The sequence below is a fragment of the Candidatus Paceibacterota bacterium genome (assembly GCA_035452965.1).
Taxonomy (GTDB): Bacteria; Verrucomicrobiota; Verrucomicrobiia; order Limisphaerales; family UBA8199; genus UBA8199.
Map to the genome: position 1 here is coordinate 13,922 of DAOTCE010000032.1, position 12,195 is coordinate 26,116.

At 62.0% G+C, this 12,195-nt stretch carries 12 protein-coding genes; all 12 read right to left on the reverse strand.

All coding sequences use genetic code 11. The annotated features are described in order from the left end of the window. Nucleotides 1-4: 4 nt before the first annotated feature. The gene (gene nuoH / locus P5205_18240; GenBank protein HSA12302.1) at nucleotides 5-1,168 is read right to left on the reverse strand and encodes an NADH-quinone oxidoreductase subunit NuoH; all 1,164 of its coding nucleotides are present in this window, start codon (nucleotides 1,166-1,168) and stop codon (nucleotides 5-7) included. A 187-nt stretch (nucleotides 1,169-1,355) separates the two neighbouring features. After that, nucleotides 1,356-2,516, reverse strand: coding sequence for an acetylxylan esterase (locus tag P5205_18245; GenBank protein HSA12303.1), 1,161 nt, complete (start codon nucleotides 2,514-2,516; stop codon nucleotides 1,356-1,358). Nucleotides 2,517-2,663: 147 nt separating this feature from the next. Beyond that, a complete protein-coding gene (locus tag P5205_18250) occupies nucleotides 2,664-3,329 on the reverse strand; it encodes a choice-of-anchor R domain-containing protein (protein ID HSA12304.1) in 666 nt (221 codons plus the stop codon). Between the two features lie 538 nt (nucleotides 3,330-3,867). Beyond that, nucleotides 3,868-4,434, reverse strand: a complete 567-nt coding sequence (locus P5205_18255) for a 4Fe-4S dicluster domain-containing protein (protein ID HSA12305.1) — start codon at nucleotides 4,432-4,434, stop codon at nucleotides 3,868-3,870. Beyond that, nucleotides 4,431-5,507 carry an NADH-quinone oxidoreductase subunit D gene (locus tag P5205_18260; protein ID HSA12306.1) on the reverse strand — a complete coding sequence of 359 codons (1,077 nt, stop codon included), beginning with the start codon at nucleotides 5,505-5,507 and terminating at the stop codon, nucleotides 4,431-4,433. Before P5205_18260 ends, P5205_18255 begins: the two co-directional genes overlap by 4 nt. Nucleotides 5,508-5,653: 146 nt before the next feature. Continuing rightward, a complete protein-coding gene (locus tag P5205_18265; protein ID HSA12307.1) occupies nucleotides 5,654-6,289 on the reverse strand; it encodes an NADH-quinone oxidoreductase subunit C in 636 nt (211 codons plus the stop codon). A gap of 4 nt (nucleotides 6,290-6,293) precedes the next feature. Further along, a complete protein-coding gene (locus P5205_18270) occupies nucleotides 6,294-6,908 on the reverse strand; it encodes an NADH-quinone oxidoreductase subunit B (protein HSA12308.1) in 615 nt (204 codons plus the stop codon). Nucleotides 6,909-7,008: 100 nt separating this feature from the next. Beyond that, nucleotides 7,009-7,386 (reverse strand): NADH-quinone oxidoreductase subunit A, encoded by a 378-nt coding sequence (locus tag P5205_18275; GenBank protein HSA12309.1) that lies wholly within the window; start codon nucleotides 7,384-7,386, stop codon nucleotides 7,009-7,011. Nucleotides 7,387-7,528: 142 nt separating this feature from the next. Next, on the reverse strand, nucleotides 7,529-7,795 hold the full coding sequence (locus P5205_18280) for a hypothetical protein (protein HSA12310.1): 267 nt from the start codon (nucleotides 7,793-7,795) through the stop codon (nucleotides 7,529-7,531). A gap of 56 nt (nucleotides 7,796-7,851) precedes the next feature. Next, the gene (locus P5205_18285) at nucleotides 7,852-8,541 is read right to left on the reverse strand and encodes an SDR family oxidoreductase (GenBank protein HSA12311.1); all 690 of its coding nucleotides are present in this window, start codon (nucleotides 8,539-8,541) and stop codon (nucleotides 7,852-7,854) included. An 8-nt stretch (nucleotides 8,542-8,549) separates the two neighbouring features. After that, nucleotides 8,550-11,585, reverse strand: a complete 3,036-nt coding sequence (locus P5205_18290; GenBank protein ID HSA12312.1) for a hypothetical protein — start codon at nucleotides 11,583-11,585, stop codon at nucleotides 8,550-8,552. Between the two features lie 119 nt (nucleotides 11,586-11,704). Continuing rightward, nucleotides 11,705-12,106 (reverse strand): nitrous oxide-stimulated promoter family protein, encoded by a 402-nt coding sequence (locus tag P5205_18295; GenBank protein ID HSA12313.1) that lies wholly within the window; start codon nucleotides 12,104-12,106, stop codon nucleotides 11,705-11,707. Between the last annotated feature and the right edge of the window lie 89 nt (nucleotides 12,107-12,195).

Consider the following 12,195-nt stretch of genomic DNA (forward strand, 5'->3'; position numbering starts at 1 on the left):
GCTTTCATTCGGCATAACGGTATGTTCGCTTAGCCAGTTGCTTCCTTTCGACCATCGCCCCGCCCAGCAGAAGGCAGGCCACACATACGAGCAGCGCGCAGACGCTCCATCGGGTGACACCGGTGGACATGAAACGCCATAGCCCGGCGATCAGGATGTTCGCCATTGCCATTGGCAGCATGAACTTCCAAGCCAGGCCCATGAGCTGGTCCATGCGCAGACGCGGCAGTGTGCCGCGAACCCAGATGAAGCCGGCAATGAGCCCAAGGAGCTTGGCGAAGAACCAAACCCAGGACGGGACGCAATCGAGGCCGGGCAGCGGAGCCTGCCAGCCACCCAAGAACAGCGTGATGCCCAGGCCGCTGACAGCAAACAGGCCCAGGTATTCGCCCAGGAAGAATAATGCAAACTTGAACCCCGAATACTCCGTGTAATAGCCGGCGACGAGCTCGGATTCACCTTCGGGCAGATCGAAGGGCGAGCGGTTCGATTCGGCTGTCGCGGCGATCATGAACAGAACGAAGCCCGCGAATCCCCACGGTGTCAGCAGATACCAGCGCGGCAGGAGGCCCCAGTATCCGGCCTGCGCCTCCACGATGCCTACAGTGGACAGCGAGCCGGCGGCCATGATAACCGTCACGGCCGAGAGAATCAGCGGGACTTCATAGCTGATCATCTGCGCGATGGCGCGCATAGCGCCGAGCAGGGAATACTTGTTGCGGCTCGACCAGCCCGCCATGAACACCGACAGTTCCGTCGCCGCGCCGACGGCAAAGAAGAACAACACCCCGGCGTCGGCATCCAGGGCAGTCATGTTCCGCCCCATCGGCACGACCGCGAGAGCGAGCAAGACCGGCACCACCAAGACGATCGGCGCGAGGAAATGGACGACTTTGTCCGCACTCTGCGGGACTACATCCTCCTTCGTGAGGGCTTTGAGCCCGTCGGCGATGGGCTGGAGCAGGCCGCAAGGGCCGACTCGATTCGGGCCATAGCGGTTCTGCATGCGCCCGAGACCCTTGCGCTCCAGGAGGGTCGTCAGCGCAGAGAGGGTCGCAAAACCAAGGATAAGCGAGGCGGCAGAAAGCAGGGCTGAAAGCACGGGCTGGCACTGGCCGGGTGCTAAACCTACCAGCCAGTGCTTCAAGGTGACAAAAATCTGGTCCATCGTTTCAACCTTCTCAGGCCCCGTCGGTAACTGGTACGGCCCGGCCCGCTCAAGCTTGGGCAGAGCCTAAGCATGGCGCGCCTTTGCCTGCTCCGCAAGTGATTACCCAGCATGGAAATCGGCGGATTTGCCCGCGCGATCACGGTTCGAAGCACAGGTCAATGTCTCGCACCGACAACGACCGTGTTCAATTGGACGTCGCCTCTTGGTGCGAGCCAGTGCCGAGAAATTCGTCGTGCTCCGTGCTCACGCGCACGCCGCGCGCATCGGTGACAGACAGGTACCACGCCGCCATCGGCTGCCCCGGCAACTGAGCCGTAATGGCGCCGCCCTTTGCTTCGGCTGGAACCGAGTGCCAGCGGCGCCTCTGCCATTCGCCCGTGTCGGCTGTGTAGTGCAGCGCGGCCTTTCGGAACGGCAAGGTGAAGTCTACCTTTGCGCTCACCCGGTTGCCGTTGGTCTTTATCTGCCCCAAGCGCGGCAAGGGTGCGCCTTCCCGCAACACGCTGTCCACGAATACATCAACCTCATTGAAGGTCCAGATGTGACCATGCGGCAGGTCGAGCACGACGCTGACGTGGCGAAGCCCGGCAGGCACGAGCCGGTACGAAGCGCGATAGGAGTCGAGCGGATAGGCAAAGTCGTTGGCGCCATTCAGAAACAAGATGGGGCACTTCACTCCGCTGAGATACTGCGATGGATCGAAGTCGCGCAGCCAGCGTTCGCGCGCGTCCTTGCTCATCTTCGCCAGCCAGCTTGACTTCCAGGCACTGTTGTCCCCCAGGAATCCACATCCATACACGGGCACAGCCACCTTGAGCCTGTCATCCAGCCCCGCAACGATGCACGTAAGGTAGCCGCCCCAACTTATGCCGGTGATGCCGATTCGACGATGATCCACCTCCGGCAGCCCGGTCAGCAACGACACGCCCCGAATCACCGCGCCCACGGCGTGGCAGGTCCACATGTCCTGCGCGTCTTCATCGGCGTAGTTGCGGAACTTCGTGGCATCGCTCTGGTCAGGCCCGCCATCGGACATGGGGCCGTCGGGACCGCAGCCCGCCGTATCCATGGCCAGCGCCACAAAGCCGCGTTTTGCCCAATGTTCGGCCCAGGCTCGGAAGGCCGTGCCGCCCCCGCCGTGGACCAGGACCATCGCGGGAACGGGACCTTGGGCCGAGGCGGGCCGACCCAAGTACGCAAAGACGCGGGTCGGCTTCCCGCGATAGGGTTCGCCCTGGTAATAAACCTCCTGGACCAACCCGGTCCGCACACCCCATTCCACCACGGGCGCTTGCCGCAGCGCCGCCAGATTCCACGGGCCGCGCTGGAGCGGGATGGTTCTCACGGAACCACATCCCACGGCCAGCAGCAGAGTCAACAGAACAGGCCAAAGCGGTTTCATTCCACGTGCGCCGAACGGGCCACGGGAGTCGCCTCCCGCCGATCCGATTGAAGGATGTGGCTCGGGCGCACTCCAGCTCAGTGCCAGATACTACCGGCGCTTGGAACGCCGGTAGAGCGTTGCCATGGCGACACCCGCCAGTGCAAATATCGATGGCTCGGGAACGGTTGCCTGAATCTCCAGGAAGGGCGTTGCATTGCCGAAGGCGGGCAAGAATGATCCTGAATTGAACAGAGAACCACATCTTCCATATTGCCAACCGCTCCCGACGATATCGTTTCGGCGACCAGCGGTTCCTTCCAGAATACCATTGGAGTGAGCGCTGACCGCGCCTACTACGAGCCAGTATTCGGAGTTTGCGTTAAGCAAGAGCCGGGCAGCAGGGTTGAAAGTGACCTCCAGAATGCTGGTGGTCAGGTCATCAAAATTGAACGAGCCCAAAGAGGCGAGCTCTGTGGTTGGCGTGTTATTAGCGCCATTAAAAACGTAAGCGCTATACAGGATTGGACCTCGGTATTGTTCCTCCCAGAGAACAGGACCTCCGAACGACAGTGTGAAGGCGGTGACGTTCCACACCGGCGTGAGACTCCCAGGGAAGAACTGCGCTGCGAATCGACCACTTGGAGACCCGCTTCCTATGCTCGCGCTGTAGCTATTGGGCTGCTGGAAGTTCGAAAGCAGCGTATCCGCCGAAGCAGTGTTAACGGCCAACCAAGCGAGCGCGACAAGATGCAGGAGAGTAACGACGCGTCTCATTTGCAGTCCGTGTTTGTATGTTCTCCACACAGGCTAGTGCGCACCGCCTGGAATACAAGACTTTTCATCAGCCTGAATTCCAAGATTCCAAGCCCAGGCAGGGTGAGAAGTCCTATGCACGCCCCAGCGCTTCTTCAGCCCGGTAAGTTGGTACCGCAACTTGATCAGGATTGAGGTCTTTTGGCACTTTTCATTGGCTGGGGGAACTTCAGGAAGAGGACGCAACAGGCTCTCGTTGCCTGGCACGCCTCCGCTCTTCAGGAGATCTACCGAGGAACGGTCACTAAACGGCTACTAGACGGCCAGGAGACGGCCAGCACCTGACCAAGGGACGGTCATCTGGTTGGATTAGAGTGGCTGGGTAGGGCATGTACTGGGTGCCCACCCTCCCAGGGTTTCGAGACTTCCGACGAGGTCAAGTCGGACTCAACCCTTTTTTGACGCCCAGGTGAGCCATTTTGGCACACTTGGTCTTGCCGCACGAGCATCACCTGAAATCAGTTACAGCTATCCCCCGCCTAACCGGGCTCCAACCGCCTTAAGCGGGCTTGGGAGTGGGGGCGGCCTTGGCTTTGGCCTTGTCCGCGCTCAGGTGGGCATCCACCTCGGCGGCTTCGGTGGGGTGAATCTGGTGGTAGTATTGGTTTGGCTTGGCCAATTGCTGCTTCCGCAGCAGGAGCGTGCCAAACCGGTCACCAGTGCTAAGCTCATACTGGACGTCCATTTTGATGGCGTCGAACGGACAGACTTCGACGCAGATCTGGCAGCTCATGCATACCGAGATGTCAATGTCGAAGACCCTCGGTTGGAACTGGAGCTTGCCGGCGGCATCGGGTTTGCGGACGGTGTCTTTGACGATGTAGATGCACTGTGGCGGACACTCCTTCTCGCAAATCAGGCAGGCCACGCAGCGCAAGCCCTTTTGCCAGTCGTCGCCGTCGTAGACGAGGACAGGGAAGCTGCGAGCCGCTTCCGTTTGAGGCAAGCGCTCCTCGGGATATTGCACCGTGATGAGCCGGTCTTTCTTGACGTAGCTGCCGAAGAAGTTTCTGGCCGTCTCCGCCAGCCCTTTGAAGATTCCCTGGCCCAGCAAGGGAGCACTCACCGGTCCACCTCGCCCATGACAATGTCCACGCTGCCAAGGATGATGACTACATCCGCGACGTGATGCCCGAGGCAGATATCCTCCAGGATGGTCAGGTTGATGAAGCTGGGGGGACGCACTCGATAGCGGTACGGGTTGGGCGAGCCATTGCTGATGATATAGAAACCCAGCTCGCCCTTCGGGGATTCGATGCGACCATAGACTTCGCCCGGCTTGGGCCGGAAGCCGCGCAACTTTGCCTTCGGGTCCACGATTGGCCCGGCGGGGATATCGCGCAGCGCCGCCTGGAGGATCCCGACCGACTCGCGCATTTCCAGGATGCGAATCATGTAGCGGTCATAGACGTCGCCGTGGTCCCCGAGCGGCACGCGGAATTTGAACCGGTCGTAAATGCCGTATTGGTCCACCTTGCGGATGTCGTAGTTGACGCCGCTGGCGCGGAGCATCGGGCCGGTGATGCTGGCATTGACAGCAAGCTCGCGCGGGAGCACGCCGACGCCCTGAGTGCGCGCCAGGAGGATTTCATTCCCGCTCAGGAGCGCCTCAAACTCGTCCAGGAAGCGCGGGAATTCGTTTACTGCCTGCTGCGCCTGCTCGAGCCAGCCGGGCGGTAGGTCGCAACGGCAGCCGCCGAAACGCATGTAATTGCACATCATCCGGGCGCCGGTGAGCGACTCGAACAGGTCGAGAATCCTCTCGCGTTCGCGGAAGGCGTACATCAGCGGCGTGCCCATTGCGCCCATGTCCTGGAGTAGAAAGCCTACAAGCGAGACGTGGTTCTGGAGCCGCGTCAGCTCGGCGGTGATCACGCGGATGTACTCCGCGCGCTCGGGCGGCTGGAGGCCAGCCAGCTTCTCCACCGTCAGCGCGTAGGCCCAGTTGTTGGTCAGCGAGCAGAAGTAGTCCAGACGGTCGGTGTAGGGCATGGACCCGAGGTAAGTCGTGTTCTCGCCAATTTTCTCATGGTTGCGGTGCAGGTAGCCGAAGACGGGCTTGAGCTTCATCACGCGTTCCCCGTCCAGGACGACGTCCATGCGAAATACGCCGTGGGTCGAGGGATGCTGCGGTCCCATCGAGACCTCCAGCAGATCGCCCTGCAGGGTGCCGTCCGGCGCGCGCTTGGGCGTGACCGTGTAATTCGGTGCTCCCGCGCCCTCGGGCGCCGGAATACCTTGGGCCGAGGCACCCTCGCTTCGCGGCGTTTCCACATAAGCCTGGGTCACGACTTGCCCTCCACCGGATAGTGCCGCCGCGCTTTCTCCAGCACATCATCGTGCGGAGTGGGCTCGTATTCGTAATCATCCGGCTCGACGTAGTCTTTGCGCATTGGGAAGTCCTTGAACTCATCCCACATCAGGATGCGCCGCAAATCGGGATGGCCATCGAAGATGATTCCGTAGAGGTCATAGACTTCCCGCTCCTGGAACTCGGCCCCGCGCCAGACGGGTGTCAATGATGGCACGCGCGCATTGTCGGTGCGGTTCCCCGTGCGCAGCCGCAGGACGACCGGCCCATGCTTGAGCTCCATCGAATAAAGATGATAGACCACTTCCAGGTAGCCTGGCTTCTTCAGCTCGGTCGTCTGCTCGATCTCCCGCTCCACCCCGTCGATCACCTGTTTCACATTCCGCTTTTCCTGGCTGACGGTATCGAGCCAATCCACGCCGGTGACATTGGAGGCGTATTCGAATCGCAACGACGGGTCATCGCGCAGAAACCGTGCGACCGCCAGCGCGTGGGGATTGTCCACCAGCAGCGACGGCCGGCTATCCGGATTGGCGTTAGGCACAATCTCTATGGACGCGCCGGGCACGGCGGCTTCGAGACGGGCTTTGATCTCGTCCAAGGTTCCCATGGATCTAATCTACCCTCGCAAGCGCGGGCGGCTGCCAGATTTCCGGGTTGGCGGACGGCTCCAGGTCATGCTCGCCGTACGCCGGCACGGGGAACTCGCTCGGGGCTTCGGCGACGAGGTGGCGGGGACGCTGGTCTCCGGTCAATGTTTGCGCGTCAATCTTGCGCTGCAAGGTCATGAACGCATGCAGTAACGCCTCGGGCCGCGGCGGGCAGCCGGGAATGTGCACATCCACAGGAAGGTATCGGTCAATGCCTTTAAGCACATTGTAGCCTTGCTTGAACGGCCCGCCGGAAATGGCGCAAGCACCCATGGCTATGACGTATTTCGGCTCCGGCATCTGGTTGTACAGGCGGACGATTTGCGGTGCCATCTTCTTGGTCACCGTGCCGGCCACAATCATTAAATCGGCCTGGCGTGGGGAGGGCCGGAACACCTCGGCGCCGAAACGGGCCAGGTCCCACCGGGCCATGGAGGCGGCGATCATTTCAATCGCGCAGCAGGCGAGGCCAAAACCCAGCGGCCAGATGGAGTTTTTGCGTCCCCAGTTGTAAAGATCTTCCAGGGTCGTGGTGAAGATCCCCTGTTTGCTCAGCTCGCTGCGCAGGCCTTCGTCCATGGGGAAAGCGAGTGTTGGAGCCGTGAAGTATTGGAGCAACGGGCGTGGTTCATCCGCATCACCGTAGCACTCCACCCCTTCAATGTTCCAATTGGCGGTTTCACTTCCACGTCAGCACGCCTTTCTGCCAGGCCCATGCCAAACCTTCGACCACCAGCAACAGAAAGACCATCATCGCGACGAACGCGCCAGCAGGCAGGCCGCCGAAAGCGACGGCAAATGGCAACAGGAATATGGTTTCGACGTCGAAGATGAGAAACAGGATGGCGTAAAGGTAATACTCCGATTTGAACCGCACCCAGGCGTCGCCTTTGGATTCAAGGCCGCACTCGTAAACAGCGTTCTTGCCGGGGCCGGGTTTGCGCGGGGAGAACTTCCTCGCCCAAAGCCACGCCAGGCCAAGCGGTGCCAGGGCAAAGAGCAGCCCAGCGGCCAGGAGGACGAGGATAAACAAGTAGGGGCCGTATTCAACAGGCATAGGTCAAATCCATATCGCTTTCGCCACGCCACCGTACGCGTTGAGATTTGCTCCGTCAAGGAACGAAGCCGGCGGGTTACTTGATCAGGCAACTGCCTCTACGACGGCAGAGATTCTCCGCTGCCGGGTTCGAGCGGCCGAATCAGTCGGATTTGGGGCGATGCAGGCCCACGGAGTGGGCGATTTCGTCGAGCTCCTCGTGGGTGACGTCGTCCAACTGCTTGCCTTTGGCGGCAAGCTTTTCGTTGATCTTGATGGCCTTCTCCGTCATCTCCTCGTGGGTCGCTTGCGTGCCGCCGGCCAGAAGAAAGTTCGGGCCGGTGGTGAGCCGCTTGTGGCCATCGGAATCGAGGCCAACGCCAAGCAGCAACGCCTTGCGCCGCGGCCTTTTCTTCTTCGCATTCGACATTCAGGAAGGCTACGGGTTGCCCGCAGGCGCGTCAACACGCTTCAACCTCACACACTTCAACCGCCGGGGGCCGTCATTTGTTTGCGATTGTCGGCTGGCCCCAGGCGGAGCAGGAACGGCACGGCGCGTCCGGCCCACTCGGCCGGCGAGGGATAGCCTGAAGCGGCGCCGCCGAAGCTGCTCTGCAGCATCTCGGTGTTGATGATCCCGGGGTTCAGAGCCACCGCGGCCATGCCGGATGGCAGCTCCTGCGCGAAGGCCTGGGTCAACCCTTCGACAGCCCACTTGGTCGCGCAATAAGGCGCAACCTCCGCGTCCGTGGACCGGCCCCAGCCGGAACTGAAGTTCACGATTACACCTCGCCTGCGCCTGACCATTTCCGGCACAAAGTGACGGATAACATTTGCAACGCCTTTTATGTTTACGTCTATCACCCGCGAGAATTCCGCTTCAGGCACCTCCCAGAGGCGGGCGTTCTTGTTAATCACGCCGGCATTGTTCAGCACCAAGTCGGGCGGCCCGAAGGAGCTCATCAACCGGCCAGCCCACGCCATCACCTGCCCCTCGGACGCGACATCCACCTGCGCGAAATCATGGGGCGCGCCAAACTGCCGGCGGAGTTGCTCAACTCCCTTCTGGGACCCGCCGCAGCCCAGAACGGTGTGCCCGTGCCGGACAAATTCATCCACCATCGCCCGGCCCAGGCCCCGTGTAGCTCCTGTGATCAATACGATTCTCTGGCTCACAGGTTAACTTACTTGGTCGTGCCGGGGCGGGATTCCCATTTGAGCGCGGGGCGGCGGCCTTCGGCCATCGTCTTCCAGAACGCACCTTGGGCAGCTTGATAGATGCCGTAGAGACCGCGGGAATCCCGGTCGCGGTTTACGGCGATCCAGTAATCGGGCTCGGCGGGTTTGGGGGCTTTGAGGAAGCGCCGGCCTTCGCTGCGAATCACCTTCGTCACTGGGCGATCAGTGCCGTCGGGATTGATGATGCCGAAGTCGCTATTCTCGCCGAGGCGGAAGCCGCCGGGATACCACCAGAAGAAAACACCGTCGGCGCCGGACTCGATCATCATGCGGTAGAAGTCGGTATAGTATCGCCCTGCGTAGGCTAGCTTCTCAGGGTCAGGGGCCATGCGGTTGATGTCCCAAACGGTGTAGCCCATCTCCGCCCAGAGGACCGGCTTGGCGGGATCGCAGAGGCGGGCGTAAGCAGCGGTGAAGTCGCCCGCGCGAACCCGCTCCCAATCGCCGATGCGGCCGTAGGCCTCGGGCTGCCAAATGTCCACCGCGTCGGCGAGGCCGTAGAAGTCGTAAACCAGCGCGGCATCCCAGTTGTAGAGGGGATCGCCCGCGCAGGTCATGCGGAAACTGACGGCGTGATGCGGATCAATGGTCCGCACCAGCCGGCGCGCGGCGCCGTATCTTTCGCCGAGAAGGTCATCCAGGAAGAGGCGGTAGTCGGCCACGAGCTTGCGCCACTCGCCATCGCTCGTGAGCTGCGCCATCGGCGGCACGCTGATGGAAGCCGAATTCGTCTGCGCGCGCGGCGCGGGAACGCCCCAGGCTTTCTCCGCCTCGAGCACACTGCCGTAACGTTTTGCCACCCACTGGGCCCACAAGCCGGCGTAGGCGCGCGCCTGTTCCGCGTAGCCGCCATGGGTCGGCTCCCAGGCGAGGTCGTAGGCAAAGACCGTGTCGTTCCGCGCCAGCCGGTAATGCTCGATCAGCTCCCGCATTTCCTTCCAGCGAAAGTCCATGGGCGTGCCAGGGCGGAGGGATTGGTTGACGCGCAGGCCGTGGGCCGCGCAGCGGCGCAGCAGGTCGAGCAGGTGCTGGGCCTTGAGGGAGTCATGATAAACGAAGACGCTCACCGAGTTCAGGTTCATGGCCTTCACGCGGCGCAGGTCGCGCTCGATGACGTCGGGATCGTAAGCGCCCCGGCCCAGCCACCGCTCGAAGTAACGGCCATTGGCCAGGCCAATGCCGCTGGAGGGCATGTAGTTCACGCCGTGCGCCTTCCAGGGCTTGCCGCGGAGCCAGAAACCGCCGTCGCGGGTATCAATGTACTCCGGATTGGTTGCGGGCTCCCAGGAACCAAGCTCGTGGTGCAGAGCGTCTATGGGAGTGCCAGCCTGGATCAGGGTGGTCGCCACGCCGGCCTCGTCGCGGCCTCTGGTCAGCTGGTCCTGCTCGACCGCCTTCATCTCGCCTGGAAGAAGAGCTACTTCGACCTCGATCGCGGTGCGTTGCGCGCCGCCTTTGGCATCGAGGAACTGCGCCACGGCGAGAAGGTTGGTGACTGGGTCCCGGCCAAAGTTCACGATGCGCGCCCCGGCTTTGAACTGCTGCCCCGCAAACACCGTGAAAAACTCGGTGCCGCCTTCGGCAAGAAAGACCCCGCGTTTCATGCGCATCAGGGTCTGGCGCACGCAATTACTCACAACCGGCTGCCGGTAGAAGTACGCATCGGACGGCGTGAACGCGGCCCAAACGCCGCCACGCAGAGGCGGCTCGACATGAACGACCAGGGCGCCCAGCGCGCCGCGGTAGTCGCGCGTGGCCGCGTCATAGGCGCCCAGCACAGGCTCCCAACGGTAAGGCCGCCCCTGCTCGAAGCCGACGCCCCGGGCGCGCGGGTTGAGGCCAAGGCACGAAAGCGCTTCCAACGTTTGCGGCTTCGCTGAAGTCTTCTCCCAGTCCTCTAAAGCCACCTTCAAGTGGTCCGGACGCACAACGATAGGGGTCGTAATCAGATAGCATTGGTAGCTGGGTGAGACCGACTCCAGCGACGGGACAGCGGGGCCTGCCGGTGGCAGCGCATCGCCAAATGGATTCGGCGCGGTCCCCAAATCGTCGAACCAGTATTCGTGCTCAAGACCCTCGAGAGCGGTGTGCGATAGCGCGAGGCCAATCCAGCAACTGACGGCTTTGGCTGGGTTGAACTGGCGATGCTCGGCGACCGCACCAACCGGCCAGGCTTTGAAGCGATCCGGCAGCAAGGTGTAATTCCTCCATTCCCGAGTAATGTCGACCGTTGCGATCCAGCGGGAGCCGTCTTCTTCATTCCATTCGAGCGCGAGCTGCCGTGTGCGGGGGCCGCCTTTGGCTCTGAAACAGGTGAGCGTATGGTTGCTGGGAAAAGGCCGCTCCAGAGCCGGAGAAGCAAAAGTCTCCCAGCCGCCAAGGCGCCCGATCCTTACGTGCAGTGCCTTGCCCTGCCCTGCTTCCGCCAGCTCATACCGGGCTTGCGCGACCGGTTCGCCCACAGATCGCTTCCAAAGAGACAGGTCAGCATGGTCAAAGTTCTCCACGCTGTGATGGGCCCGTTGGGCGCCGAGCGCTTCCTCGTAGTCCTGGCGGGATAGCCATCGGCCATTGACTTGGAACATGGGCGATTGCCACGCAGGCAGCCCCAGCGCGAGCAGGTCGCCCCCCTCCCGCAAATAGCTCGTAATGGCGGGCACCGCGGCGATCGGCAATGAGCGCGCGCCTGGCAAAACCAGCAGGTCGTAATGCCTGACTGTCAGGGCGGACTCGTTGGTCAGGACGGCCACGTTCACGAACTCGGTAGCGTAACCACCCGACCGCACCTGGGCGCCTGCTTCCTGGGCAAGGGTCCGGTTGAAATCGGGCAAGGCATCTGAGAAAACAGCCGCCCGCGGTTGAGAGGGCGCTGCTGCTGCCGTGGCACCAATGGCGCTGCCGGCGAGGATTACTGCCAGAGCGGAAAGGCAGGCATGCTTCAGCCGAGGTGGATCGGAGTTGCGGGGATTCACTGTTAGCATCGGTTCCCAACCAGACTAATGGACCATGGGCCAAATTCAACTGGTTACATCTTCAGGCCCGGTTCCCATCCAGCAAATGGCAGGGCAAAGAATGATCCGCTTCAGCCCGCTTGCTCCTTTCAGACAACCGCCGGCGACTTGTGAAAACCGTCGAACCAATGCCTCAGGCTTAGAATCGGGTGCTGCCACACCATGCGCGGCCCGGCATAACGCATCACTCTTTTAACCTGCTCGCGCCGGGCACGCTGGTAGCAATGGACCGGAAACTTGACACAGACAGGCTTCTCCTCCCCGAACCGGCAGCGCCCCAAGCGAACCGCTGCGTAGTCCAGCAAACCCTGGCACTCCGGGCAGAGGGCGTCCCCGCGCACATGATGGTCCCGGCAAAAGCAGTAGATCATCGCTGTGATGGTTCGCCATTCCCGGGCAAGCCGCCCGCCGGCGAAGTTCCCCAGCGCAGCCGTCTCCCCGCGTATCGCAGGGCCTGGCCCGGGCGTTCCTATGACTCTTGGATCGGTCATTGCCAGTTACATCGTCGCCCATCACCGTTGACGCTTCCTTGACGCTCGTCAAGACCTCGAAGGTTTGCACCCAGGGGTGCATCCTCATC